A 25,983-nucleotide genomic window follows, 5' to 3' on the forward strand; every position below is an offset into this window, starting at 1 on the left:
GCCGCCACCTTCTCCCCGTTCCGACGGGGAGAAGGGATATGCCGCGCCGTACTGCAGAGCTCGTCCCTCTCCCCGCGCGCGGGGAGAGGGCTAGGGTGAGGGGCTACCTCAAACAATCAGTTTATCTTCCCGGCAAACTTGTCCGTCGCCCGGATCAGTTGGTCGAGAATGCCGGGCTCCGAATAGGCATGGCCCGCACCCTCGATCAGGTGAAACTCCGCCTTCGGCCAGGCCTTGTGCAGGAGCCAGGCATATTTGGCCGGGCAGGGCATATCATAGCGGCCATGCACGATGACGCCGGGAATATCCTTCAGTCTGTCGGCATCGCGGATCAGCTGTCCCTCGTCCATCCAGCCGGCATTGACGAAGAAATGGTTCTCGATGCGGGCGAATGCATAGGCGAATTCCGGTTCCTCGAACTTGCCGCTCGTCGAAGGTTCGGGCAGCAGCGTGATCGTTTCGCCCTCCCAGATGCTCCAGGCCTGCGCGGCGGCAAGGCGCACGCTCCGGTCTTCATGCGTCAGGCGGCGATGATAGGCATGCATCATCTCATGCCGCTCCTCCGGCGGAATGGGCGCGATGAAACGCTCCCATTTGTCCGGGAACATTTCCGAGACGCCGAACTGATAGTACCAGTCGAGCTCGGCCTTGGTCAGCGTATAGATGCCGCGCAGGATGAGTTCGGAGACGCGCTCCGGATGCGCCTCTGCATAGGCGAGCGCCAGCGTCGAGCCCCAGGAGCCGCCGAACACCTGCCAGCTCTCGACACCGGCCATCTCGCGCAGACGCTCGATATCGGCGACGAGGTGCCAGGTCGTGTTGGCATTGAGTTCCGCATGCGGCGTCGACCTGCCGCAGCCGCGCTGGTCGAACAGCATGACGTCGTAGAGGGCCGGATCGAAAAGCCGGCGATGAGCGGGCGAGAAGCCGCCGCCGGGGCCGCCATGCAGAAAGACGGCGGGCTTGGCGCCAGGCGTTCCCGACCGCTCCCAGTAGATCACATGGCCGTCGCCGACATCGAGATGGCCGGAGGCATAGGCTTCGATTTCGGGATAGAGCGTGCGCAGAATTTCGGTCATATTTTCACGCCTTTCGCTGGCCAGACTGAAGTATCGTGATCGGGATGCTGGAAGGAGATGATCGCCTCCTGCCGTGCATAGAAATCCTGATCCTTCAGCACCGGCGCCTCGAAGATCTCCTCGACCCAGGGCAGGCGGGCCTCGTAATTCACCTGGATCAGCGGTGCCAGATCGCTGCGGTCGTCGAAAGTACCGATTGCAAGCTCCAGGCCACCAGGATGGCGATAGGTCATCGGCGTGCCGCAATTGCTGCAGAAGCCGCGGTCGATATTGACCGAGGACTGGAAATAGCTCGGCGCGCCGCGCGTCCATTCCATCCCGTCCTCGGGTGCGGTGACGAGCGCGGAGAAGAAGCCGCCGAACTGTTTCTGGCACATGCGGCAATGGCAGATCGAGGGTCGCCCCAACTTGCCCGAGATGCGGAAGCGCACGGCGCCGCACTGGCAGCCTCCTGTTCTTATCCTGTCCGTCATGAGCTTTCTCCAGGGGGCCAGTTTTTCGTGTCGTGGTCGGGATGCTGATGGTTGCTTGCCGCAATCGCGTCCTCGCGGTCGGGCGTTTCGGGCTCCGGTTCCACCGGCAGGCTGGGGAGCGCGTGAAACCAGGACATCCTGCGGCCGGTGTTCGATTGCATCACCGGTTTGACCGCGTCGGGATCGTCCAGTGAGCCGAGCGTGATGTTGATGAAATCCGTCCCCGGAATGTCATAGAACAGTGGCGTGCCGCAATCGCCGCAGAAACCGCGTCGCACCAGATCCGAGGACTGGAACCATTTCGGCGCGCCGCGCGTCAGGGTCAAATTGCTGTGCATCACGCCGCCAAGCGGCATGAAATAATTGCCGGCCGCCTTCTGGCACATACGGCAATGGCAAAGATGGGGATAACCGAGTTCGCCTTCGGCGCGGTAACGCACCGCCCCGCACTGGCACCCGCCGTTTGTGTTCGTCTGCGCGGTCATCTCAACTCCTTGGCTGGCCATGCCTGTGTCTCATGATCGGGATGCTGGTAGGAGACGAGGTCGAGCACGAAGGGGGCGGCTTGCGCATCCTCCTCCGTCCGGTGTCCGGGCAATTCATGCAGGTGATCGACGAAGCCGATCTTGCCCTCGATGCCGAATTGCACCACCGGCGGAAGCGCCGAGGGATCGTCGAAGGCGCCTGCGGCAATCGCAACCCCGTCAGGTGCCTCGTAGGAGAGCGGCGTGCCGCAATCGCCGCAGAAGCCGCGCTCGACGAAATTGGAAGAGCGGAACTTTTTCCGCTCTCCGCGCGTCCATTCGAAATCGGCGCCGCGTACCGAGACCAGCGGCGCATAATAGGCCCCGAACGCCTTCTGGCACATGCGGCAATGACAGATCGACGAATCCTTGAGCTCGCCGCTGACGCGAAAGCGCACCGCACCACACTGGCAGCCGCCGGTATAGGTGGTCATGGCAGGTCCTTTCCGATGGTGCGGATGATGTGGGTGCACACGTTGTCGATATCCCGGAGGATGTCATCGTTCCAAAAGCGCAGGACCGTCCAGCCGTCCGTTTGGAGACGTCGAGTCCGGATCTCATCGTAAGAGATGTTCGAGGCGAGGGCGTGCTGCGAGCCGTCTATCTCGACGATAAGGCGATGGGCGGGGCATGCGAAGTCAACGATATAACCGGCGATCGGCACTTGTCGGCGGAAGCTGAGGCCCATCAGGCGATGGGCGCGAAGCTCGTTCCAAAGTTTCAACTCCGCATCGGTCAGAGCTTTGCGCATGCGCCGGGCGTTCGCCCGCCGTTGCGGCGGAACTGGTGCATGCGGCATGGCTTGCCTTTCGCTATGATGTGACGAGGCTGCGGCGGCACCCCCCTCTGCCCTGCCAGGCATCTCCCCCACAAGGGGGGAGATCGGATAGGAGCGGCCGCTCGCCCTGATCAAACGCCTCAGACGGCCGAAGCCACTTGGCGCGCGGTCGATATCTTGGCAAGCCAGCGCGTCTTGCCGATCTCCCCCCTTGTGGGGGAGATGCCCGGCAGGGCAGAGGGGGGTATCTCTTGCCACCCAACCCATCCTATCGCTTGACCTCCCACGTCGTCACCCGCTCGCCGGTCGCCGCATCCTTGCCGTCCTTCAGCTGGATGCCTTTCGCGGTCAGCTCGTCGCGGATCTTGTCGGCCTCGGCAAAATTCTTCGCCTTCAGCATTTCGAGACGCATGGCGACCAGCGCATCGACCGCTGCGGCGACGGCTTCATCGATTTCGGCCTTCTTCGGCAGCACCCCTAGGAGGGAAGCCGTTGCGGCGAAGGTGGCGCCGACGGCGGCATCGGTATGGGCAGCCTGCGCCAGCGCATGCAGGGCCTGCACAGCCGCCACCGTATTGAGGTCGTCGGCCAGCGCATTTAGCACGGCCTCGTCCGGCTTGGCATCGCCGGGTTCCGTTGCCGGCCACTTGGCGAGCAGGCGTTCGGCCTCTTCCAGCCGCTTGATCGAGAAATCGATCGGCTCGCGGTAATGCGTCATCAGCATGGCAAGGCGCAGCACTTCGCCCGGCCATTTGCGGCCGCCGAAAACCTCTGTGTGCAGCAGGTCGTGGATGGTGACGAAATTGCCTTCGGATTTCGACATCTTGCGGCCTTCGACCTGCACGAAGCCGTTATGCATCCAGACATTTGCCATCACTTCGGTGCCATGGGCGCAACGCGACTGGGCGATCTCGTTTTCATGATGCGGGAAGATCAGGTCCAGCCCGCCGCCATGAATGTCGAAGATATCGCCGAGATAACGCCGGCTCATTGCCGAGCATTCGATATGCCAGCCCGGCCGGCCGCGGCCCCAAGGGCTCTCCCAGCCGGGTTCGTTGTGGCTCGACAGTTTCCAGAGCACGAAATCGCCGGGGTTCTTCTTGTGTGCATCGACGGCGACGCGGGCGCCGGCCTGCTGCTCATCGAGCGGGCGCTTCGAAAGCTGGCCGTAATCCGCCATGGATTTGGTGTCGAACAGCACTTCGCCGGCTGCGACATAGGCATGGCCGTTGGCGATCAGCTTCTCGATGATCTCGGTCATCTCAACGATATTGTCGGTCGCCCGCGGCTCGACGTCAGGCTCCAGGCAGCCGAGTTCGGCGACATCGGCGTGAAACTGCGTCTCGGTCTTTTCGGTGACCGCGCGGATCGCTTCGTTGAGCGCCAGGCCCGGATGATCTCTCAGCGCCCGCGCATTGATCTTGTCGTCGACGTCGGTGATGTTGCGGGCATAGGTGACGTGATCCTCGCCATAGATGTGACGCAGCAGCCGGAACAGCACGTCGAAGACGATGACCGGGCGGGCATTGCCGATATGGGCGAAATCATAGACGGTCGGGCCGCAGACATACATGCGGACATTGTCGGGATCGATCGGCGCAAAGACCGCTTTCTCCCGCGTCAGCGTGTTGTACAGCTTCAGTTCCGGCATGCCGCCCATTCCACTCTCCCATAAGCACAATCAGAAAAAATATCGCAACCGGCGGGCCGGGGCGTTTCGCATCTTGACTATTTGGGAGACGAAAACGGCCGGGCCAGCGCTTGCGCTAGCGAATAATCTTTCCGCAGATAATGCAGACAACCGTTTTCATGCCGCGTTTTATGGCGTGGGAATGAAGTTTGGTCAAGAGGGGCGACGAACGATCCGGCGGCACGCTCAGTCGGCCATTTTCGCGGCACAAATCGTTTATAGGGAGTTGGGAAGCGACTGAAAACAGGGGGAAATGCGTGAGAAGCTTGGTTCGGGGGACGATCGCAGCGACTGCAATTCTGGCAGTCGCATTGGCTGCATATCTGGCGTACGATTTCGGCATGTTTCGCTTCAACAATCCATCCTTAAGCCGCTATCCGATCCAGGGCATCGATGTCAGCCATCACCAGGGTGATATCGATTGGAAGACGGTGGCTTCGCAGCCGAATGTCCGGTTCGCGATCATCAAGGCAACCGAAGGCGGGGATCACAAGGATTCCAGATTTGCCGACAACTGGCAGCGCGCCGGCGACGCCGGAATGGTCAGGGGCGCTTATCATTTCTTCACCTTCTGCCGCCCGGGTAAGGACCAGGCGCAGAATGTCCTGGCGACCGTGCCGAAGCAGCCGGGAACCCTGCCCATCACTGTCGATCTGGAGTTTGTCGGCAATTGCAGCAAGGTCCCGACAGTCGAGGAAATGGCGACTGAAGTGAACGCCTTCTTCACCGGGCTGAAAGGTGCCCTTCCGGAAAAGCCGATCTTTTACGTCACCCAGGAGTTCTACGATCAATATCTGAAGGGCAATGAAGCCCGCTTCCCCGACCATTACCTTTGGCTGCGGAGCGTATTCAAGGAGCCGGCACAGGAAGGCTGCAGTCGCTGGTCGATCTGGCAATTTGCCGACAACGGCACTGTCGACGGCATTCAGGGAGCAGTGGATCTCAATGCGCTCTGCCCGTCGGAGACAGGCTTCGCATATCTGTTCCCGGCCGTTGCAGCCAAGTGAGATTCTGGCTTACTCCGGCAGCCGGTAATCGACGAGCTTGTTTTCCCGCACGATGAACAGCTTGCCCGTCTCGGTCACCCCGGGACCGACGAGCGGCAGGATCGCCTTGGCGACCTCGGAAGGGTGGGGCAGCGTCTGCGGATCTTCGCCCGGTACGGCCTGCGCCCGCATCGCGGTGCGGGTCGCGCCCGGATCGACGCTGGTGATGCGCAGCGGCGTCGATTGGCTCTCGCCGGCCCAGGTGCGAGCCAGCGCCTCGACGGCAGCCTTGGACGCGGAATAGGCGCCCCAGAAGGGCCGGCACTTGTGGGCCGCGCCCGAGGACAGGATGACGGCACGGCCGGCATCCGAGCGGGCGAGCAGCGGGTCGACCGAGCGGATCAGCCGCCATGTCGCGGTGACGTTGATGGCCATCACCTTTTCGAACACCTTCGCCTCGATATGGCCGATCGGGGAAATGACCCCGAGCACGCCGGCATTGGCGACGAGGATATCGAGTTTGCCCCAGCGCTCGAAGATCGAGCCGCCGAGTGCGTCGATCGCATTCATATCGGCCAGATCGAAGGGCACCAGCGTCGCCGTGCCGCCGATCGCCTTGATCGCATCGTCCAGATCCTCGAGCCCGCCGACCGTGCGGGCGCAGGCGATGACATGGGCGCCGGCTTTGGCGAGTTCCAGCGCCGTGAAATAGCCGATGCCGCGCGACGCGCCGGTAACGAGCGCGATCCTGCCCTCAAGATTGATGTTCATCTGCCCCGGTTCCGGATTTGCTTGCGAAAGCGAGGGGCGCAACAGCCCCTCGGAAGGAAGGTGGAAGCAGCGGCGGCTCAGCCGTTGCTGGCAAGCATCGAAAGCTTGTTGCCCATCGACTCGCCGTTCTTGTCGAGCAGGCGGGTCGGATAGTCACCGGTGAAGTAATGGTCGGTGAATTGCGGGCGGGCCGGATTGCGGTCCTCGCCGCCAACGGCGCGGTAAAGCCCGTTGATCGACAGGAAGGCAAGCGAATCCGCGCCGATATATTTGGCCATGGCTTCGACATCGGCATACTGGTTGGCCAAGAGCTTTTCGGCATCGGGGGTGTCGATGCCGTAGAAGTCGGGGAAGAAGATCATCGGGCTGCCAACGCGCAGATGGACTTCGCGCGCGCCGGCCTCACGGATCATCTGCACGATCTTGAGAGAGGTCGTGCCGCGCACGATGGAATCATCGACCAGCACCACACGCTTGCCTTCGATCATCGCCCGGTTGGCCGAATGCTTCAGCTTGACGCCGAAGGCGCGGATCTGCTGGGTCGGCTCGATGAAGGTGCGGCCGACATAATGGTTGCGGATGATGCCGTATTCGAAGGGAATGCCGCTTTCCTGTGCGTAGCCGAGCGCTGCCGGCGTGCCGCCATCAGGCACCGGCACGACCACGTCGGCCTCGACGGGCGATTCCTTGGCGAGGTTCATGCCCATGTTCTTGCGGGTCGTATAGACGTTGCGGCCGCCGACGACCGAGTCCGGCCGGGCGAAATAGACGTATTCGAACAGGCAGAGGCGCTCCGGCTGCGGCTTGCCGGGCTTGCGCGCATCGATGCTGATCGAGCCGTCGGGCTGGATTTCGCAGATGACGACTTCGCCGTTCTCCACGTCGCGGATGAACTTGGCGCCGATGATGTCGAGTGCGCAGGTTTCCGAGCAGAAGATCGGCTTGCCGTCGAGTTCGCCCATCACGAGCGGCCGGATGCCTGTGGGGTCGCGCGCGGCAATCAGCTTGGTGCGCGTCATGGCGAGCATCGAATAGCCGCCTTCCATCTGGCGGATGGCATCGATGAAGCGGTCGGATGTGGAGGCATGGCGGGAGCGGGCGATGAGGTGGAGGACGACTTCGGTATCGGAGGTCGACTGACAGATGGCGCCGGTCGCGATGATCTGGCGGCGCAGCGTCAGGCCGTTGGTGAAGTTGCCGTTATGGGCAATGGCGATGCCGCCTTCCTCGAGTTCGGCAAAGAGCGGCTGCACGTTGCGCATCGCCACTTCGCCTGTCGTCGAGTAGCGCGTATGGCCGATCGACATGCTGCCGGGCAGGCGGGCGAGCGTCATCGGGTTGGTATAGTGATCGCCGACGAGGCCCATATGGCGCTCCTGGTAGAAGCGCTTGCCGTCGAAGGAGACGATGCCGGCCGCTTCCTGTCCGCGGTGCTGCAGGGCATGCAGGCCGAGAGCCGTCAGTGTGGCGGCATCGGGATGTCCCAGAATTCCGAAAACGCCGCATTCTTCATGCAGCGTGTCTCCGTCGAGCGGATCGTCGGTCGGGAAGGAATGGGACTGGTTCATTTCTGCGGGCCTCTGCTCTCACAAGAATGGATCGGCATTTTCCAGAAATAACTGAAGCCCGGCGGAGCTGGAATGCCCGGCCGGACCCCTCATTTCGTCCCGCTCAAATGGCAATTGCCGGAAGGCGGGTCAAGCTCTTGAACACTGTGTCAATTCGCCGGCTGCTGTGCAGGCGCTGTCGGTGCGTCTTCCGCCGGAGCCTGGTCACCGGTCGGCGGATTGGTGCCTTCAGCGCCGCCCTGTGCCGGCGGCTGAAGCTTATCACGGATGCTTGCCGGTATCATCTGGGCAAATTGCTCCGGCAGAACCGATTTCAGCTTCACGACCATCGAATCCAGGAAGGGCTTCGACTTCGCTTCGTTGACCCAGGCCGGGCGGTGGTCGACATCGACCAGCCAGTTCCAGAAAGCGACGGCGACGACCAGCAGCAGCACGCCGCGCGCAGCCCCGAACAGGAAGCCGAGCGTGCGGTCGAGCGCCCCCACGCGGCTGTCGATGATGAAATCGGCGATCTTCATGGTGATGAAGGAGATGACGATGAGCGCGATCAGGAAGACGACCGCTGCCGAACCGACGATCGCGATGCGGTCGTCATCGGTGTATTTCTTCGCATAGGGCAGCAGGTACGGATAGAGGTAATAGGCCGCCGCCGCCGATCCACCCCAGCTCGCGATCGAGAGGATCTCGCGCGAAAAGCCGCGGACCATCGCCAGCACGGCGGAGAAGAGCACGACGCCGATGACAATACCGTCGAAAATCGTAATGGGCATGTAAATTCAACTCCAGGACTGCCGCTTGGCGGCCGTGTCGTGCCTTATCGTGTGCCTCCTATATCATCACCAATCTTGGCAATGAAAGGATCAAACCTCGTCTTCCACACGCAACGCCCCCTTCGACCCGGCGATGCGCGCGACCAGATCCGGCAGGCTTTCGACCTCGCTCCAGCGTCCGCCGGAACCCTTCGGCAGTTCGGCGGAGGCGGACGGAAGCAATGCTGCGGAAAAGCCCAGCTTCTCGGCTTCCTTGAGGCGCTGGGCGGTGTGCGCAACCGGCCGGATGGCGCCCGACAGGCTGACTTCGCCGAAATAGACGCAATCGGCAGGAAGGGCAATACCGGCAAGCGAGGAAACGAGCGCCGAGGCGACGGCGAGATCGGCCGCCGGTTCCGAGATGCGGTAACCGCCGGCGACGTTGAGATAGACGTCGTGCTGGCCGAGCCTGACGCCGCAATGGGCTTCGAGCACCGCCAGGATCATCGACAGCCGGGCCGAATCCCAGCCGACTACGGCGCGCCTGGGCGTGCCGAGCGAGGTCGGGGCCACCAGCGCCTGGACTTCGACCAGCACCGGACGCGTGCCCTCCATGCCGGCAAAGACCGCTGCACCCGGCGATTTCTCATTGCGCTCGCCGAGGAAGAGTTCGGAGGGGTTGGCGACCTCGCGCAGTCCTCTGTCCGACATTTCGAAAACGCCGATCTCGTCGGTCGGGCCGAAGCGGTTCTTGACCGTGCGCAGGATGCGGTAGTGATGGCCGCGATCGCCCTCGAAATAGAGCACGGCGTCGACCATGTGTTCGACGACGCGCGGGCCGGCGATCTGCCCGTCCTTGGTCACATGCCCGACCAGCACCATGGCGGCGCCAGTCTGCTTGGCGAAGCGGATCATCGCCTGCACGCCGGTGCGCACCTGCGTCACCGTTCCCGGCGCGGATTCGGCAAGTTCGCTCCACAGCGTCTGGATGGAATCGATGATGACGAGGTCCGGCCGCTTGCCCTCGGCAAGCGTCGCCAGAATATCCTCGACATTGGTTTCCGCCGCCAGCATCACATCGGTATCGGCCGCCGCAAGGCGCTGCGCCCGCAGTCGGACCTGGGCTACCGCCTCTTCGCCGGAGACGTAGATGATCTTGTGGCCGCGCCGCGCAAGGGCGGCGGCGGCCTGCATCAGCAGCGTCGATTTGCCGATACCGGGATCGCCGCCGATCAGCACTGCCGACCCGCGCACGAAGCCGCCGCCGAGCGCCCGGTCGAGCTCCGACATGGCGGTATGGATGCGCGGCGCCTCCTCGATCTCACCCGACAGCGCCGTCAGCGCCACCGGCCGGCCCTTCTTCGGCGTCTTGCCGGGGCCGGAGCCGATCCCGCCCATCGGGTCTTCTTCGACGATGGTGTTCCACTCGCCGCAATTCTCGCATTTGCCCGCCCAGCGGCTATGAACCGTGCCGCAGCTCTGGCAGATGAATTGTGTCCTGGCCTTGGCCATCAAATACTCTTTCAGTCCGGGGTCTCGAGTGAAGCAGACGTGCGCTTCATCGAATCATTGTCGTGCCTGAGATAATGGCTATCGCGACGGATCAAAACTAATGATTTTCCCATCAGCGCCTCCCGTGTCTATGCTTTGCCTCTGCTCATCCTGAACGGTGGAAAATGTTCGATTATTCGCTTGCGCACTGGTTTGCATTTCTCTCGGCCGCGGTCCTGCTCAATCTGTCGCCCGGCCCCGACATCGCCTTCATCCTCGGTCACACGATGAGAGGCGGCAAACGCGCCGGTTTTTCCGCGCTGTTCGGCATCTGGTCCGGCGCCTGCCTGCATGTTCTGATGGCGGCGCTCGGTCTTTCCGCCGTGCTCGCCGCTTCTTCCGTCGCCTTCTCCGCGGTCAAATGGGTCGGCGCCGCCTATCTCGTCTGGCTGGGAGTCCAGGCTCTGCGCGCCGGCGGCGGCAATGGCCTGATAAAGGCTGCCGGTGAAAGGTTGCCGGCGTCGAAGATCTACCGGCAGGGAATCCTGGTGTCGCTGCTCAATCCGAAGGTGGCGATTTTCTTCCTGGCCTTCCTGCCGCAATTCGTCGTCGAAGGGGCAGGGCCGGCATGGGCCCAGCTCATGCTGCATGGCGGGCTCATCATCGCCGTCGCCGCCTTTATCGAGCCGCCGCTCGTCCTTCTCGGAGGGCGCCTTGCCGATGCGCTCAGGCATAATCAAAAAATCGGGCTATGGCTCGATCGTGGCCTCGGCGCGCTTTTGCTGGCGCTCGGTGTCCGCCTTGCGCTCAGCAGCCGCTGACGGGGAAGCTATTCCTCGTCGGCGACATAGCGCCGTTCGTGGCGCAGCCCCATGCTGGTCAGGATCTCGTATCCGATCGTGCCCGCCGCCCGCGCCACGTCATCAAGGGCCATGTTCTTTCCGAACAGCTCGACATAATCGCCGGCGCGCACGGCGTTGTCGGGCAGGTCGGTGATGTCGAAGATCGTCAGATCCATGCTGATCCGGCCGGCAACCGGCACTCTGTGCCCGGCGATGAAGCCTTGCCCGCCCTGCGGCACCGCCTGGCGCAGCGGCACGCCGCCGCTAGACAGGCCGCGCATGTAGCCGTCGGCATACCCGGCCGAAGCGATCGCCAGCCGGCTTTTGCGGCCAAGCTGCAGCGCCCGCCCATAGCTGACGGTCTCGCCGGCCTCGACGCTGCGCACCTGGATGATGCGCGCTTCCGCAGTCGCCACCGGCCGCATCGGATTGGCGAGGCCGCAGACCGCTTCGCCGCCATAGAGCGCGATGCCGGGACGGGTCAGGTCGAAGTGATAATCCTCGCCGAGGAAAATGCCGGCCGAGGCGGCAAGGCTTGAATCGATGCCTTCATAAGCGGCGCTAACCCTGTGGAATGATTCGAGCTGCCGCCGGTTCATCGCGTGGCTGGGCTCGTCGCCGCAGGCGAGGTGGCTCATGACCAGCACCGGCGCAAAGCTCGCCGGCCGCGAAACGTCGTCGGCGAGCGCAATCGCATCGTCCATGTGCAGTCCGAGCCGGTTGAAGCCGGTATCGACATGCAGCGCGCAGGGGTAATCGCCGTAATCGGCAAGCACCGCCATCCAGAAGGCGAGCTGCTCGTCTGAGGAAATCACCGGCACCAGATCGTTTTCGAAGAAGCGCCGCTCGGTGCCCGGCCATATGCCCGAGAGTACGAAGATGCGCGCCTCGGGCGCATAAAGCCGAAGCGTGACGCCCTCATCGACTGTGGCAACGAAGAAATCCCGGGCGCCCGCCATATAGAGCGCTTCACCGGCATCCTCGATGCCCATGCCGTAGGCATCCGCCTTGACGACGGCTGCGGCGCGCGCGCCACCGGAGCGGCGCGCCATGTCGCGCCAGTTCTCCGTCAGCGCAGTCAGATCGACGGTCAGCCGCAGGCCGGCGGAAGCAAAAAGATCGTCATCTTCAAAGGGGATGGGAAAATCTGTCATGAATCGCCGTGAACTAATGGAAGGAAATCGCCTAGGCCAGTCTAGAGAGCATTGTGGCCAAGGGAAAGCACAGGCGGTCACATACCACCCTTTGCCCGTCTTAGGATCACTTTTGTTCAAGACGCGTGCAGGCTTCCGCGATAATCTTGGGGGATGCAGAACGTATCGCAGAAAGAGGCGGCAGACGCCATGCCACTTGCCAACGTGGAAACGGCTCGCTTCTGGCGGGATGGCCGCTTCCGCGATATGGAGTGCTTGAGCGCCACTTTCCTGACGCACGAATACGCGCCGCACGCGCACGATACGTTCAGCATCGGCGCGATCGAAAGCGGCACCCAGATCGCCACTCTCAGCGGCAGGAAAGAGGAAACCGGCCCGGGCGACCTTTATCTCATCGATCCCGGCGTCATCCATGATGGTGCTCCGGGCGGCGAGGGCTACCGCTACCGGATGATCTATCCCGACATGAAACTGTTCGTCGATATTCTGGAGGATGTCACCTGCAAGGCCTTCCATGCGACGCCCTCTTTCTCCGGCGGGCTTCCACGCGATCCACAGCTCGCCAATGCCTTTCACGCCGCCCATCGAACGCTTGAGAGCGGGGCGGGCGCGCTGGAATCCGATGAGGGAATGTTTTCCGTGCTGGCAGCGATCTTTGCGCGTCACGGCAGCGCAATCATCGTTCCTGTCGATACGCAGGAACGAAGCGCGGTGGCCCGCGCCCGCGAATACCTCATCGAGAACTTCGACAGCGATGTCGGTCTCGAGGAACTGGCCGGAGTGGCGGGTTTGAGCCGCGCGCACCTCATCCGTGCCTTCCGCAAGGAATATCACATCACCCCGCACGCTTTTCTGACGGATCGGCGTGTTCAGGTGGCCCGCCGACTGCTGCGGCAGGGGCTTATGCCGGCCGATATTGCGCTCGAATGCGGTTTTGCCGATCAGGCGCATTTCACCAGGCACTTCAAGGCACGCACCGGCGTAACCCCCTGCCAATTCCGCACCGGCTGATCACTTTCGTTCAATACGGCCATGGCGGGCTGGGCTAATCCTCCGCGATCTTAATCGGGAGGGTCCCATGTTGCAGCACAGCCGGCCATCCGGCGAATTTCTTGCCGGAATGCGCGCCATTTTTCCGCTTGTTGTCGCCGTGTTGCCGATCGGCCTGGTGTTCGGCGCGGTCGCGGCCACCAAGGGGCTTTCCCCGCTGGAAACGACGCTGATGAGCGCGCTTGTCTTTGCGGGCGGTTCGCAATTCGTCGCCATGGACATCTGGACCCATCCGGCAAGCTGGATCGGTGTCGGCTTTGCAGCCCTGCTGGTCAATATCCGCCACGTGCTGATGAGCGCGTCGATCGGCACGAAGATGCAGTCCTTCTCCGGCGTCAAACGGTATATCGCCATGCTCTTCCTCGCAGACGAGCTATGGGCCATGGCGGAATTCCGTGCTGGAGCCACGCGGCTGACACCGGCCTGGTATGCCGGCATCGTCACGCCCTTTTACCTCACTTGGGTCGGCTCTTCGCTGGCGGGCGCGGTGCTCGGTGCCTTTCTCGGCAATCCTGCCGTCATTGGCCTCGACTTCGCCTTTCCGGCGGTTTTCGTCGTGCTTGTCATGGGCTTCTGGAAGGGGCCGGAAACCGGCGCCGTCCTTGCGGCAAGTGCCGCCGCATCCGTTGCGGTCCACCACTTCGTGCCGGGCGTCTGGTATATCGCCGCCGGCGCTCTGGCCGGGCTGGCAACGGCCCTATGGCAGGGCAGGGCGCGGGAGCAGGCGGCATGACCTTCGATCTCAACATCATGATCGCCATCCTCGCCATGGCCGCCTCAACGGTGCTCACCCGCGTCAGCGGCCTGCTGTTGATCCGTCATGTCGAGATGAATGAGCGGCGGAGAACGGCGATCGAGGCCATTCCGCCGGCCGTGCTGATGGCGGTCATCGCTCCGACCGCCTTTGCGGCGGGCTGGGCGGAGAGCCTGGCCTGCGCGGCAACGGCAATCGCCGCGCGTCGTCTGCCGATGCTGGTGAGCGTCGCCATTGGCGTCATAACGGTTGCGCTGCTACGGGCTGTCGGCCTCTAAGGAATTGATGCGGGAAACCGCGTCAATGTTCCTCGTAGTGAGTGAAGGAAGGATCGGCGAGATCGGCGAAGCGGGTGAATTCCGACTGGAAGGCGAGCTTCACCGTGCCTGTCGGCCCGTGACGCTGCTTGGCGATGATAACATCGGCCGTGCCCTTCACCTTGTCGAACAGCGCTTCCCATTCCGGATATTTCGGATCGTTGATGTCGCGCGGCTCCTGGTTCTTGACGTAATATTCCTCGCGGAACACGAAGAGCACGACGTCGGCGTCCTGCTCGATCGAGCCGGATTCGCGAAGGTCGGAAAGCTGCGGCCGCTTGTCGTCGCGGCTTTCGACCTGACGCGAGAGCTGCGACAGGGCGATGATCGGAACGTTGAGTTCCTTGCCCAGTGCCTTCAGGCCGGTGGTGATCTGGGTGATTTCCTGCACGCGGTTGTCGCTGGATTTTCCCGAGCCGGTCATCAGCTGGATGTAGTCGACCACCAGCACGTCGAGGCCGCGCTGACGCTTGAGACGGCGTGCGCGCGCCGAAAGCTGGGCGATCGAGATACCGCCGGTCTGGTCGATGTAGAGCGGCACCTTCTGCATCATCATCGAGCAGGCGACGAGCTTTTCGAAATCGGCATCGTTGATGTCGCCGCGGCGGATCTTCGAAGAGGAGACTTCCGTCTGCTCGGAGATGATACGGGTGGCAAGCTGTTCCGACGACATTTCGAGCGAATAGAAGCCGACGACGCCGCCATTCTTCGCCTTCATGCTGCCGTCCGGCTGGACTTCGCCCTCGTAGGCGGCGGCGATATTGTAGGCGATATTTGTGGCAAGCGAGGTCTTGCCCATGCCGGGGCGTCCGGCAAGGACGATCAAGTCCGAACGCTGCAGGCCGCCCATCTTGGAATCCAGCGAATGGATGCCGGTGGAAATGCCGGAAAGGCCGCCATCGCGTTCCTTGGCGACGGCCGCCATGTCGATCGCCAGCGCAACCGCATCGTTGAAGGCCTGGAAGCCGCCGTCGTAGCGGCCGTTTTCCGCCAGTTCGAAGAGGCGGCGTTCGGTATCCTCGATCTGCGACTGCGGCGGCATGTCGAGCGGCGCGTCGTAGGCGATGTTGACGACATCCTCGCCGATGGTGATCAGCGCCCGGCGCAGCGCCAGGTCGTAGATCGCCCGGCCGTAATCCTCGGCATTGATGACGGTGACGGCATTGCTGACGAGGCTCGCCAGATATTGCGAAACCGTCATGTCGCCGACCTTTTCGTCGGCCTTCAGGAAGGTCTTGATCGTGACCGGATTGGCGATCTTGCCCATGCGGATGATATCGCCGGCAACCTCGAAGATCTTCCGGTGCAGCGGTTCATAGAGATGGATCGGCTTCAGGAAGTCCGACACCCGGTAATAGGCGTCGTTGTTCATCAGGATGGCACCCAGAAGCGCCTGCTCGGCTTCGATATTGTTGGGTGCTTCGCGATAATGCTGCTCAGAGGGAGCAACAGCTGCAATCTTTCGAGCGGCGTCGTTCATCATCATCCGTTCTGTCTTTTTCCAGCTCCGGATTTGCAATTCCGGACGCGAAAATCAAGAGGCTGCGAGAGGAGCAGGCGCCCGCTTCGCTGAAATCCTGAACGCTGTGCACGTTGTTCGACTTCTCCACAGTCCTGGACGACACACAGGAGAAATACTGGCAGTGTCACCCGCACGACACGGCATGGCGCCGACTCAGCCCATCCGTTCGGAGAAGGTTATTTTAGCGCGACGCCATAGGGCACGCAGCAAAAACATCCGGACCATCCCCAACGAAAAAGCCCGGCGCTAAGGCCGGGCTTTCCTCACGCGGATCGCTCCGGCGAAATTATGCTTCGTCTTCGTCGACGCCGTCGGCTTCCGGATCGAAGAAATCCTCAGGACGCAGAGCGTCTTCGTCGACACCGTAGATGGCGTCGACCGAGGTGAGTTCTTCACCCTTGGCCTGGCGCTCTGCCTCTTCGGCGGAACGGGCAACGTTCAGCTCGACGTGAATTTCGACTTCGGCATGCAGCTGCAGCTCGACCTTGTGCAGGCCGATCGCCTTGATCGGCGTGTTCAGGTGAACCTGGTTGCGGCCGATGTTGAAGCCTTCGGCGGCGAGAATTTCGACGACGTCACGGGCAGCGACCGAGCCGTAGAGCTGGCCGGTTTCGCCGGCGGAGCGCACGACGATGAACGACTTGCCGTCGAGAACGTCGGCGACCTTCTGGGCTTCCGACTTGCGCTCGAGGTTGCGGGCTTCGAGCGTCGCGCGCTCGGCCTCGAAGCGGGTCTTGTTGGCGGCGTTGGCGCGCAGCGCCTTGCCGAGCGGCAGCAGGTAGTTGCGGGCAAAGCCGTCGCGAACCTTTACGGTTTCGCCCATCTGGCCGAGCTTGGAGATGCGTTCGAGAAGGATGACTTCCATTTTCTTTTACCTTTCTGTGTCTCAGATTTTCGTGTCGGATTGTTTGGGGGCATCAGCATCTTTCGTCGGGGTCAGCGCGATCGCCTTGCGCGTATCGCTGAGACCGAGGACGAGGATGAGGAAAGCTGGCAGCAGCATGAGCATCGAGGCCAGGTAGCTGAGGATGAGGGCCGGCAGGCGCCAGTCCTTGCCGCGCGTGCGGAAATGCAGCGAGGCGAAACCGGAAAGCATGAAGCCGGCGCCGAAGGTGCCGATCACCGTCGCGCCGACCAGCGCCGGCACGCCGCCGAAGAAGCAGGCGGCAAGCCCGGCGAGGAAGATGAAGATCGAGTTGCGGTTCATGCGCAGCGACGAGGGAATGTCCTCGCGCGGGCGAAGGCCGCGGCCGGAGGCTGCGACGATGCGCACGGCAAAATAATAGGCGGCAAACAGCATAGAGACCCACATGCCGCCCTGCACGGCCGGCAGCATCAGCACGATCAGCGATTTGGTCTGCGCCGTCGCCGCCGGATCAGGCATGAATTCCGGCTGCTGTTCCTTGACCGAGGCGATCAGGAGATCGACGATCTGGTCGGTGATCGCAGGCCCATAGCCGATCATCACGCCGATGACGATGACGGCGAGCGTCACCAGGCCGCAGAGATGCAGCAGGATATCGGAGAGCGGATACCAGGCAAGCAGATGATCCGGGCCGCCGAGTTCGGAAGCGGGCCGCGCCAGATTGGCGAGATGGCTGAGCCAGCCGGCCGGCAAGAGCGTCACCAGCGTCATGATCAGCGCGAAAGAGGGGGAAATGATAGCCGCGCCGAGCGCCGCTGCCGTGACGACGGCGGCGATTGCCGCGGCATTGCCCCAGCCGAGCCCGACGATCAGAATCGGCAGCGCCGAGGCCGTATAGAGCAGCGCGCTGAAAAACGACGGCTGCATGCTCGCGCCCAGCATCAGCAGGAAGGCGGTCAATCCGGCGAGTGCGCCGATCAGCAGCGTTTTAAGATTCGGTCGGTTCAAGGTCGCTGTCCTGCTTCATCAAGCAGTTAGAGGATGTTGCTGAATCGAATTCAGAAACGTCTCAACATGGGTTTTTAGAGTTCCGATCCGCGCCCATCGCGGAAGGGAGGCAACCCCCGGATCAGCAATCCGGGGGTCACATATCCTATCAGGCTACGACGTAGGGCAGCAGGCCGAGGAAACGGGCGCGCTTGATCGCCTGGGCGAGTTCGCGCTGCTTCTTCTGGGAAACGGCCGTGATGCGCGACGGAACGATCTTGCCGCGCTCGGAAATGTAGCGCTGCAGCAGACGAACGTCCTTGTAGTCGATCCGCGGCGCGTTGGCGCCGGAGAAGGGGCAGGTCTTGCGGCGGCGATGGAACGGGCGGCGGACCGGAGCGGAGGAAGTTTCAGACATATCTTGGATCTCCCTTATACGCGGTCTTCGCGCGGACGGCGCGGACGGTCTTCACGGTCGCCGAAGCCACCTTCACGCGGCGGACGCGGGCCGCGGTCACGATCGCCGAAGCCGCCTTCACGCGGGCCACGGCCGCCTTCGCGCGGACGGTCGTCGCGGTCGCGCTTCTGCATCATGGCAGACGGACCTTCTTCATGCTTCTCGACGGCGATCGTCATGTAGCGAAGAACGTCTTCGCTGATGCGCATCTGACGTTCCATTTCCTGGACGGCAGCAGCCGGTGCATCGATGTCCATCAGGGCGTAGTGCGCCTTGCGGTTCTTCTTGATGCGGTAGGTGAGGGACTTGAGGCCCCAGTTCTCGATACGCCCGACTTTACCGCCGTTAGCTTCGATCACACCCTTGTACTGTTCTACGAGGGCATCGACCTGCTGGGCGGAAATATCCTGCCGGGCAAGGAATACATGTTCATAAAGAGCCATGACAGCTTTGCCTTTCTTGCGTTTGGTTCAACCCGATATTCGGCGGCTAAGCCTCAACGACTGCTCCTGATTGGGCGGACCCAGGCAAGAAAGCGTTTCCGAGACGGTCGAGAGCGGAGACACGGGAGGCTGGAACGCTTGCGTTCCGAACGATTTCCGAGGAAACCGGCCCTCCGTTCAGCCACCAGCCAGAAGACCGGGTTAACGAACAGCGCGGCTTATACGGATTTTTCGGGGAAAGGCAACCCTAATCGAGATTCGAGCCCGACGCAGACCGATTGGCAGCGTCGGGCTGGACGAAAGGAACAGGATCAGAGCGGCAGTGGATACTGCCGATGCACCTTGGCGATCTCCGCCAGCACCTCGTCTGAAAGCGTCAGGTCGGCCGCGCCGATATCGACTTTCAACTGCTCCATCGAGGTTGCGCCGATGATGGCCGAGGCCATGAAGGGCCTGGACAGGCAGAAGGCGAGCGCCATGGCCGCAGGGTCGAGACCATATCTGGCCGCGATCTCCATATAGGCTTTGGTCGCCGGCTCCTGCAGCGGCTGCAGGCGGCCGCCGATATCGTGGTTGATCGAGCCGCGCGACCCCTTCGGCCTGGCGCCACCGACATATTTTCCCGTGAGGATGCCGCCGGCGAGCGGCGAATAGGCGAGCAGCCCGACATCCTCGTGATGCGAAAGCTCGGCGAGATCGAGGTCGAAATGGCGGTAGAGCAGATTGTATTCGTTCTGGACGCTGGCAACGCGCGGCAGGCTCTTCTGCTCTGACAGCGTCAGGTATTTCTGGATGCCCCAGGTGGTTTCGTTGGAAAGGCCGATCGCCCGGATCTTGCCTTCCTTCACCAGTGCGCCGAGCGTTTCCAGGATGTCGAGCATATTGGCGACGGCCTTGTCGCGGTCCTGGTTGAAGGGATTGTAGCTCCAGTTCTGGCGGAAATGGAAATGGCCGCGGTTCGGCCAGTGGATCTGGTAGAGGTCGATATAATCCGTTTTCAGCCGCGTCAGGCTGGCCTCGAGCGCCAGCCGGATATTCTTTGCGTCGGCGCCTTCGCCGCCGCGTATATAGTCGCGGCCGCGGCCTGCGACCTTGGTGGCGAGTACGATATCGCCGCGCTTGCCGGTCTTTTCGAACCAGGTGCCGATATAGTCTTCGGTCCAGCCCTGTGTTTCCGGCGAAACCGGGGTGGTCGGGTAGAGTTCGGCGGTATCGAAGAAATTGACGCCCTTATCGACGGCGTAATCCATCTGTGCATGGGCGTCGGTTTCGCTGTTCTGCGAACCCCAGGTCATGGTGCCAAGGCAGATTTCTGAAACGGAAATGCCGGTGCGGCCGAGTGAATTGTACTTCATGAGAAAACCTTGGGAGAGAGCTGAAGCCTTGGGGAGGACCGGGCAAATCTAGGCCGGATTTGGCCGAGCGCAAGAGCAAAAACCTCGCTTTTGTGCCGGTGCGAAAGGCTTTGCGGAGAATGAGCCGCCACTTGACTCTGCCGGAAAGAATGTCAATTGGAGGCAAAACAGCCTCGAGGGGCGCAATCAGGGACATGAAAATGACCATTGCTTTCACTTTTCCCGGTCAGGGCAGTCAGGCCGTCGGCATGGGCAAGGAACTCGCCGAGAATTTCGCCGAAGCCCGCGCCGTTTTCGACGAGGTCGATGAGGCGCTCGGTGAAAAGCTTTCGGACGTCATGTTCAACGGTCCCGAGGATACGTTGACCCTGACGGCGAACGCCCAGCCGGCGCTGATGGCCGTCTCGATCGCCGTCATCCGCATTCTTGAGGCCAAGGGACTGGATCTGAAGTCCAAGGTCGCCTATGTCGCCGGCCACTCGCTCGGCGAATATTCGGCCCTTTGCGCCGCCGGCACCTTTTCGCTCGCTGACACGGCCCGATTGCTGCGCATCCGCGGCAATGCCATGCAGGCGGCCGTCCCCGTCGGCGTCGGCGCCATGGCGGCGATCATCGGCCTCGAACATGCCGACGTCGCCGCCGTTTGCGAAGAGGCTGCTGCGACCGGCGCCTGCCAGATCGCCAACGACAATGGCGGCGGCCAGATCGTCATCTCGGGCGAGAAGGCGGCCGTCGAAAAGGCCGCCGGCCTGGCGACCGACAAGGGCGCCAAGCGCGCCATCCTGCTGCCGGTTTCCGCTCCCTTCCATTCCAAGCTGATGGCGCCTGCCGCCGAGGCCATGCGCGCGGCACTGGCAACGGTTGCCAAATCCGATCCGGTCGTGCCTCTGATCGCCAATGTCCGCGCCGCCCCGGTGACGGGTGCCGACGAAATCGCCAGCCTGCTGGTCGAGCAGGTGACCGGTCAGGTCCGCTGGCGCGAGACCGTGGAATGGTTCGCTGGCAATGGCGTCACGACGCTTTATGAACTCGGTTCCGGCAAGGTGCTCACCGGCCTTGCGCGGCGCATCGACAAGACGATTAACGGCATCTCCGTCAACGGCCCGGCCGATATCGACGCGACTGTTGCCGCCCTCATGGCCTGATTGGTATTTCCAGAGATTTCCAGAGATATAAGGAACGTTTCCATGTTCGATCTTTCCGGCCGCAAGGCTCTCGTCACCGGCGCATCGGGCGGTATCGGCGAGGAAATCGCTCGCCTTCTTCATAAGCAGGGCGCCATCGTTGGCCTGCACGGCACCCGCGTTGAGAAGCTGGAAGCGCTGGCGGCCGATCTTGGCGAGCGCGTCAAGATCTTTCCGGCAAACCTCTCCGACCGCGATGAAGTCAAGGCGCTCGGCCAGAAGGCCGAAGCCGAACTCGAAGGCGTCGATATCCTCGTCAACAATGCCGGCATCACCAAGGACGGCCTGTTCGTGCGCATGAGCGACGAGGATTGGGACGCCGTTCTCGAAGTGAACTTGACCTCGACCTTCCGCCTGACGCGCGAATTGACACATCCGATGATGCGCCGCCGCTATGGCCGCATCATCAACATCACCTCCGTCGTCGGCGTCACCGGCAATCCGGGCCAGGCCAATTACTGCGCCTCCAAGGCAGGCATGATCGGCTTCACCAAGTCGCTGGCCCAGGAAATCGCCACCCGCAACGTGACGGTCAACTGCGTGGCGCCCGGCTTCATCGAAAGCGCCATGACCGGCAAGCTGAACGACAAGCAGAAGGAAGCGATCATGGGAGCGATCCCGATGAAGCGCATGGGCACGGGCGGCGAGGTTGCTTCGGCGGTCGCTTATCTTGCGTCCTCCGAGGCTGCCTATATGACGGGCCAGACGCTGCACGTAAACGGCGGCATGGCGATGATCTGAAACGACAAACCGCCGGCATGGGAGTAATTCCGCCAATAGCATGTTGAGCAATCACGAACCGTTGATTTTCTCGCTTTGCGGCGGACCTAAAGCATGTTAAGCGGGCCATGACTGTCAACAGTCGTCCCGAGAAAGCAGACGGACCGGCGAGCTTTTTGCAAGCCTGGGACATCTCTGAAGCCGGGTAAACGAGTTTGCCGAGGATGTCTGAAAACATCGCAGGCTGAAACAGGGTAGGGGTGCCGCAACGGCATTCCGATCAGGACATAAGGTCGAGGAAACCGACATGAGCGATATCGCAGAACGCGTAAAGAAAATTGTTATTGATCATCTTGGCGTCGATGCCGACAAGGTCGTCGAGAGCGCCAGCTTTATCGACGATCTGGGCGCCGACTCGCTCGACACGGTCGAACTTGTCATGGCATTCGAAGAAGAATTCGGCGTTGAAATTCCCGACGACGCCGCCGACTCGATCCTGACGGTCGGCGATGCCGTGAAGTTTATCGAGAAGGCCCAGGCCTGATCCTGTAAGTTTGAGAAAGGGCGGGCCTGGAGTCTGCCCTTTTCTTTTCGGCCTATTTCTCCATAGAACATAAGAGACGGGGGGAAGCACGCGATGAGACGTGTCGTCATAACCGGTACCGGCATGGTGTCACCCTTGGGATGCGGAACCGAGGTGACGTGGTCGCGGCTGCTTGCCGGCCAGAACGGCGCCCGCCTCGTCACCGAATTCGAGGTCGACGACCTTCCCGCCAAGATCGCCTGCCGTATTCCCATCGGCGACGGCACCGACGGCACCTTCAATGTCGATCAGTGGATGGAGCCGAAAGAGCAGCGCAAGGTCGATCCCTTCATCATCTACGGCATGGCCGCCGCCGACATGGCGCTTGCCGATGCCGGCTGGCATCCCGAGACCGATGAGGACCAGATCGCCACCGGCGTGCTGATCGGCTCCGGCATCGGCGGCATCGAAGGCATTGTCGAGGCGGGCTACACCCTGCGCGACAAGGGCCCGCGCCGCATCTCCCCCTTCTTCATCCCCGGCCGCCTGATCAACCTCGTCTCCGGCCAGGTCTCGATCCGCCACAAGCTGCGCGGCCCCAACCATTCGGTCGTCACCGCCTGCTCGACGGGCGCGCATGCGATTGGCGATGCCGCGCGGCTGATCGCGCTGGGTGACGCCGACGTCATGGTCGCCGGCGGCACGGAATCCCCGGTCAGCCGCATTTCGCTCGCCGGCTTTGCCGCCTGCAAGGCGCTGTCGACCCAGCACAATGACGATCCGCAGAAGGCCTCGCGCCCTTATGACCGCGACCGCGACGGCTTCGTCATGGGCGAGGGCGCCGGCATCGTCGTGCTCGAGGAACTGGAACACGCCCAGGCGCGCGGCGCCAGGATCTATGCCGAAATCGTCGGCTACGGCCTGTCGGGCGATGCCTATCACATCACCGCGCCGTCCGAAGACGGCGAGGGCGCCGGCCGCTGCATGGCGATGGCGCTGAAGCGCGCCGGCCTGACGCCGGCCGATATCGACTATATCAACGCCCACGGCACCTCGACCATGGCCGACACGATCGAGCTCGGCGCCGTCGAGCGGCTGGTCGGCAATGCGGCGTCGAAGATCTCCATGTCCTCGACCAAGTCGGCGACCGGGCACCTTCTCGGTGCTGCCGGCGCGATCGAGGCGATCTTCACCACGCTTGCCATTCGCGACAATATTGCGCCGCCGACGCTCAATCTCGACAATCCCGAACGCGAGACGGCGATCGATCTTGTGCCGCACAAGGCGCGTGAGCGAGAAATCAATGTGGCGCTGTCCAACTCGTTCGGATTCGGCGGCACGAACGCGTCGCTCGTCCTGCGCCGTTACGCGCAATAACAGCCCGCGCGGCGCAATGAATGTCCCTTGCGCCGCGACGGCCGTTCCTCTGCATTGCGCAGCAGGGCGTGCGGGCGCATAACGACCGGCGGCGGCGCCGTTGAACGGCGGCAGAACCTGCTTTTGCCGCATTGCTTCGCGAAATAGCGAAGTGAGGGTCAAGTTTTAGAGGATTGCCGGTGAGCGATACGACGAACCAGAGCAACGATACCCCGCAGGGCGAGAACGGCCGGCAAGCGCAGAAGGGACCGATCATCCCGAAGTCGCCGAGCGAAGCCCTGCGTCCAGAGCGTGTTCCGGAGCCGCCGAAGCGATCCAAGAAAGCCCGCGGCCAGGTCGTTCTTTTCCTGAACTTCATCATGACGATGGCGGTGCTGGTCTGCGTCGTCGCCGTCATCGGCTTCTACTACGCCACCTCGACCTATCGGAATCCCGGTCCGCTGCAGACCAATACCAATTTCATCATCCGCAATGGCGCTGGCCTCGCCGAAATTGCCACGAACCTCGAGCGCAATGCGATCATCAGCGATGCCCGGATCTTCCGCTATCTCACGGCAACGCATCTGTCTGCCGGCGAGAGCCTGAAGGCCGGTGAATATGAGATCAAGGCCAGAGCCTCCATGAGCGATATCATGGAGCTTCTGAAATCGGGCAAATCCATTCTCTATTCCGTTTCCTTCCCCGAGGGCCTGACGGTCCGCCAGATGTTCAACCGCATGCTGGAGGATCAGGTGCTGGAAGGCGATCTGCCGGCCGCCCTGCCTGAAGAGGGCAGCCTGCGCCCGGATACCTACAAATTTTCGCGCGGCACCAAGCGCTCGGAGATCATCCAGCAGATGGCGGCGGCACAGCAGAAAATCGTCGATCAGATCTGGGACAAGCGCGACGCCTCGCTGCCGCTGCGGTCCAAGGAAGAATTCGTGACGCTCGCGTCGATCGTCGAAAAGGAAACCGGCGTTGCCGACGAACGCGCCCATGTCGCCTCGGTTTTCCTGAACCGGCTGGGCAAGGGCATGCGCCTGCAGTCCGACCCGACGATCATCTACGGCCTCTTCGGCGGCGACGGCAAACCGGCCGACCGGCCGATCTACCAGTCGGACCTGAAGCGGGAAACGCCCTATAATACCTATGTCATCAAGGGGCTGCCGCCGACGCCGATCGCCAATCCGGGCAAGGATGCGCTTGAGGCCGTCGCCAATCCCTGGAAGACCCAGGACCTTTATTTCGTCGCCGACGGCACCGGCGGCCATGTTTTCGCGGCGACGCTCGAGGAGCACAATGCCAACGTCAAGCGCTGGCGCAAGCTCGAAGCCGACAAGGGCTCGGACCCGAACATCGCAGTCGACGGCCAGCCTGACGAGCAGCCTGCCGATGACGGCGCTGCCGTTGCGCCGCCGAAGAAAAAGAAGATCAATTGATAGCTTCTGGAGGCTCGTATGGCTTTGCAGTCCATGACCGGTTTTGCGCGGCGCGAGGGAACGAGCGGCCGCTGGCGCTGGGCATGGGAACTGCGCTCGGTCAACGGCAAGGGCCTCGACCTGCGGCTGCGCCTGCCGCCCGGCCTCGAACGCATGGAGGCGGAGGTCCGCCGCATTGCCGGCGAAAGCTTCAGCCGCGGCAACCTGCAGGCATCGCTGTCCGTCACTGCCGACGAGAACCGCTTCGAGGCCGTGCTGAACAGGCAGGCGCTCTTAGCGGTGCTTGCGATGCGCGAGCAATTGGACGGCGTGATCGATCCGGCGCCGCTGAAGCTCGATACGCTGCTTCTGGTACGGGGCATCGTGGAGTTTCGCGAAGGCGAGGATGGCGAGGAAGCACTCGCCGCCCGTGACGCCGATATCACTGCCGGCCTGTTGGCAGCACTTGCCGATCTCCGGGCCATGCGCGAACAGGAAGGCTCGGCGCTGACCCGCATTCTCCTCGACCATGTGACGACGATCGAAGGCCTGACGCGGACGATCGAGGCTGATCCTTCACGCTCGCCGCAGGAGATCGCCGCGCGGCTTGCCGCGCAGGTCGCCTTGCTGATGGACGGCATGGCCGCGCTCGACCGCGACCGGCTGCATGCAGAAGCCGCACTGCTGGCGACCAAGGCGGATCTGCGCGAAGAAATCGATCGTCTGAAGGCGCACGTTGCCGCAGCACGCGATCTCTTGGTGAAAGATGGCCCTGCCGGCCGCCGGCTGGACTTCCTTGCACAGGAATTTAACCGCGAATCGAATACCATCTGCTCGAAGTCGAATGCCTCGGCGGTCACCGCCGCCGGCATCGAGTTGAAAGTCGTGATCGACCAGTTCCGCGAGCAGGTCCAGAATTTGGAGTAA

Annotated in this window: 28 protein-coding genes; 11 read left to right on the forward strand and 17 right to left on the reverse strand. The window is 62.5% G+C overall.

Annotated features, from left to right (window positions below):
• Positions 1 to 116: 116 nt before the first annotated feature.
• From pip to cysS, 6 genes are all read right to left on the reverse strand, one after another.
• Positions 117 to 1,079, reverse strand: coding sequence for a prolyl aminopeptidase (gene pip / locus BBJ66_RS23300; RefSeq protein WP_071090155.1), 963 nt, complete (start codon positions 1,077 to 1,079; stop codon positions 117 to 119).
• Entirely contained in the window at positions 1,076 to 1,552 is a 477-nt protein-coding gene (locus BBJ66_RS23305) for a GFA family protein (RefSeq protein ID WP_049733907.1), read from the reverse strand. The genes pip and BBJ66_RS23305 overlap by 4 nt, the downstream gene beginning before the upstream one ends.
• Positions 1,549 to 2,058 (reverse strand): GFA family protein, encoded by a 510-nt coding sequence (locus BBJ66_RS23310; protein ID WP_406550027.1) that lies wholly within the window; start codon positions 2,056 to 2,058, stop codon positions 1,549 to 1,551. The genes BBJ66_RS23305 and BBJ66_RS23310 overlap by 4 nt, the downstream gene beginning before the upstream one ends.
• On the reverse strand, positions 2,034 to 2,510 hold the full coding sequence (locus BBJ66_RS23315; RefSeq protein WP_071090161.1) for a GFA family protein: 477 nt from the start codon (positions 2,508 to 2,510) through the stop codon (positions 2,034 to 2,036). The genes BBJ66_RS23310 and BBJ66_RS23315 overlap by 25 nt, the downstream gene beginning before the upstream one ends.
• Positions 2,507 to 2,875, reverse strand: coding sequence for an endonuclease domain-containing protein (locus tag BBJ66_RS23320; protein ID WP_071090566.1), 369 nt, complete (start codon positions 2,873 to 2,875; stop codon positions 2,507 to 2,509). The genes BBJ66_RS23315 and BBJ66_RS23320 overlap by 4 nt, the downstream gene beginning before the upstream one ends.
• Positions 2,876 to 3,122: 247 nt before the next feature.
• On the reverse strand, positions 3,123 to 4,514 hold the full coding sequence (gene cysS / locus BBJ66_RS23325) for a cysteine--tRNA ligase (protein ID WP_071090164.1): 1,392 nt from the start codon (positions 4,512 to 4,514) through the stop codon (positions 3,123 to 3,125).
• Positions 4,515 to 4,801: 287 nt separating this feature from the next.
• Here cysS and BBJ66_RS23330 point away from each other — a divergent pair, with 287 nt between their 5' ends.
• Complete coding sequence (locus BBJ66_RS23330) at positions 4,802 to 5,551, forward strand: glycoside hydrolase family 25 protein (protein ID WP_071090167.1); 750 nt, start codon at positions 4,802 to 4,804, stop codon at positions 5,549 to 5,551.
• A gap of 9 nt (positions 5,552 to 5,560) precedes the next feature.
• Here BBJ66_RS23330 and BBJ66_RS23335 read toward each other — a convergent pair whose 3' ends face one another.
• The 4 genes from BBJ66_RS23335 to radA form a co-directional block, all read right to left on the reverse strand.
• Positions 5,561 to 6,301, reverse strand: coding sequence for an SDR family NAD(P)-dependent oxidoreductase (locus BBJ66_RS23335; RefSeq protein WP_071090170.1), 741 nt, complete (start codon positions 6,299 to 6,301; stop codon positions 5,561 to 5,563).
• Positions 6,302 to 6,378: 77 nt separating this feature from the next.
• A complete protein-coding gene (gene purF / locus BBJ66_RS23340; protein ID WP_071090172.1) occupies positions 6,379 to 7,869 on the reverse strand; it encodes an amidophosphoribosyltransferase in 1,491 nt (496 codons plus the stop codon).
• Between the two features lie 149 nt (positions 7,870 to 8,018).
• Positions 8,019 to 8,639, reverse strand: a complete 621-nt coding sequence (locus tag BBJ66_RS23345) for a CvpA family protein (protein ID WP_049733914.1) — start codon at positions 8,637 to 8,639, stop codon at positions 8,019 to 8,021.
• A 90-nt stretch (positions 8,640 to 8,729) separates the two neighbouring features.
• The gene (radA, locus tag BBJ66_RS23350) at positions 8,730 to 10,130 is read right to left on the reverse strand and encodes a DNA repair protein RadA (protein ID WP_049733915.1); all 1,401 of its coding nucleotides are present in this window, start codon (positions 10,128 to 10,130) and stop codon (positions 8,730 to 8,732) included.
• Positions 10,131 to 10,294: 164 nt separating this feature from the next.
• On the opposite strand from radA, the gene BBJ66_RS23355 reads away from it, so the two are divergent.
• On the forward strand, positions 10,295 to 10,930 hold the full coding sequence (locus BBJ66_RS23355; RefSeq protein WP_071090175.1) for a LysE family translocator: 636 nt from the start codon (positions 10,295 to 10,297) through the stop codon (positions 10,928 to 10,930).
• 8 nt (positions 10,931 to 10,938) lie between these two features.
• On the opposite strand, the gene alr is transcribed toward BBJ66_RS23355, so the two are convergent.
• Positions 10,939 to 12,105: an alanine racemase gene (gene alr / locus BBJ66_RS23360; RefSeq protein WP_071090178.1), complete on the reverse strand. Its 1,167-nt coding sequence runs from the start codon at positions 12,103 to 12,105 to the stop codon at positions 10,939 to 10,941.
• A gap of 189 nt (positions 12,106 to 12,294) precedes the next feature.
• Between alr and BBJ66_RS23365 the strand changes: the two genes are divergently transcribed.
• From BBJ66_RS23365 to BBJ66_RS23375, 3 genes are all read left to right on the forward strand, one after another.
• Positions 12,295 to 13,116: an AraC family transcriptional regulator gene (locus tag BBJ66_RS23365; RefSeq protein ID WP_071090569.1), complete on the forward strand. Its 822-nt coding sequence runs from the start codon at positions 12,295 to 12,297 to the stop codon at positions 13,114 to 13,116.
• A 67-nt stretch (positions 13,117 to 13,183) separates the two neighbouring features.
• On the forward strand, positions 13,184 to 13,888 hold the full coding sequence (locus BBJ66_RS23370) for an AzlC family ABC transporter permease (RefSeq protein ID WP_071090181.1): 705 nt from the start codon (positions 13,184 to 13,186) through the stop codon (positions 13,886 to 13,888).
• Positions 13,885 to 14,187, forward strand: coding sequence for an AzlD family protein (locus BBJ66_RS23375; protein ID WP_071090184.1), 303 nt, complete (start codon positions 13,885 to 13,887; stop codon positions 14,185 to 14,187). The genes BBJ66_RS23370 and BBJ66_RS23375 overlap by 4 nt, the downstream gene beginning before the upstream one ends.
• 22 nt (positions 14,188 to 14,209) lie before the next feature.
• Here the strand turns inward: BBJ66_RS23375 and BBJ66_RS23380 are convergent, their stop codons facing one another.
• The 6 genes from BBJ66_RS23380 to BBJ66_RS23405 all read right to left on the reverse strand — a co-directional run bounded on the left by BBJ66_RS23380 (position 14,210) and on the right by BBJ66_RS23405 (position 19,855).
• Positions 14,210 to 15,706 carry a replicative DNA helicase gene (locus BBJ66_RS23380; protein ID WP_071090573.1) on the reverse strand — a complete coding sequence of 499 codons (1,497 nt, stop codon included), beginning with the start codon at positions 15,704 to 15,706 and terminating at the stop codon, positions 14,210 to 14,212.
• Positions 15,707 to 16,034: 328 nt separating this feature from the next.
• Complete coding sequence (gene rplI, locus BBJ66_RS23385) at positions 16,035 to 16,613, reverse strand: 50S ribosomal protein L9 (protein WP_049733920.1); 579 nt, start codon at positions 16,611 to 16,613, stop codon at positions 16,035 to 16,037.
• A gap of 21 nt (positions 16,614 to 16,634) precedes the next feature.
• Entirely contained in the window at positions 16,635 to 17,621 is a 987-nt protein-coding gene (locus tag BBJ66_RS23390) for a DUF2232 domain-containing protein (RefSeq protein WP_049733921.1), read from the reverse strand.
• A gap of 148 nt (positions 17,622 to 17,769) precedes the next feature.
• A complete protein-coding gene (rpsR, locus tag BBJ66_RS23395) occupies positions 17,770 to 18,018 on the reverse strand; it encodes a 30S ribosomal protein S18 (RefSeq protein WP_003547038.1) in 249 nt (82 codons plus the stop codon).
• Positions 18,019 to 18,032: 14 nt separating this feature from the next.
• Complete coding sequence (gene rpsF, locus BBJ66_RS23400) at positions 18,033 to 18,500, reverse strand: 30S ribosomal protein S6 (RefSeq protein ID WP_003574183.1); 468 nt, start codon at positions 18,498 to 18,500, stop codon at positions 18,033 to 18,035.
• Between the two features lie 311 nt (positions 18,501 to 18,811).
• Positions 18,812 to 19,855 (reverse strand): aldo/keto reductase, encoded by a 1,044-nt coding sequence (locus BBJ66_RS23405; RefSeq protein WP_071090187.1) that lies wholly within the window; start codon positions 19,853 to 19,855, stop codon positions 18,812 to 18,814.
• A 200-nt stretch (positions 19,856 to 20,055) separates the two neighbouring features.
• Here BBJ66_RS23405 and fabD point away from each other — a divergent pair, with 200 nt between their 5' ends.
• From fabD to BBJ66_RS23435, 6 genes are all read left to right on the forward strand, one after another.
• Entirely contained in the window at positions 20,056 to 21,000 is a 945-nt protein-coding gene (gene fabD, locus BBJ66_RS23410) for an ACP S-malonyltransferase (RefSeq protein WP_071090575.1), read from the forward strand.
• 42 nt (positions 21,001 to 21,042) lie between these two features.
• Complete coding sequence (gene fabG, locus BBJ66_RS23415; RefSeq protein ID WP_003578339.1) at positions 21,043 to 21,780, forward strand: 3-oxoacyl-[acyl-carrier-protein] reductase; 738 nt, start codon at positions 21,043 to 21,045, stop codon at positions 21,778 to 21,780.
• 286 nt (positions 21,781 to 22,066) lie between these two features.
• Positions 22,067 to 22,303 (forward strand): acyl carrier protein, encoded by a 237-nt coding sequence (locus tag BBJ66_RS23420; protein WP_003547058.1) that lies wholly within the window; start codon positions 22,067 to 22,069, stop codon positions 22,301 to 22,303.
• Positions 22,304 to 22,396: 93 nt separating this feature from the next.
• The gene (gene fabF, locus BBJ66_RS23425; protein WP_071090190.1) at positions 22,397 to 23,659 is read left to right on the forward strand and encodes a beta-ketoacyl-ACP synthase II; all 1,263 of its coding nucleotides are present in this window, start codon (positions 22,397 to 22,399) and stop codon (positions 23,657 to 23,659) included.
• Between the two features lie 179 nt (positions 23,660 to 23,838).
• Complete coding sequence (mltG, locus tag BBJ66_RS23430) at positions 23,839 to 25,077, forward strand: endolytic transglycosylase MltG (protein ID WP_071090192.1); 1,239 nt, start codon at positions 23,839 to 23,841, stop codon at positions 25,075 to 25,077.
• An 18-nt stretch (positions 25,078 to 25,095) separates the two neighbouring features.
• Positions 25,096 to 25,983 (forward strand): YicC/YloC family endoribonuclease, encoded by an 888-nt coding sequence (locus tag BBJ66_RS23435; protein ID WP_071090195.1) that lies wholly within the window; start codon positions 25,096 to 25,098, stop codon positions 25,981 to 25,983.

The sequence above is a fragment of the Rhizobium sp. RSm-3 genome (assembly GCF_001854685.1).
GTDB lineage: Bacteria > Pseudomonadota > Alphaproteobacteria > Rhizobiales > Rhizobiaceae > Rhizobium > Rhizobium ecuadorense.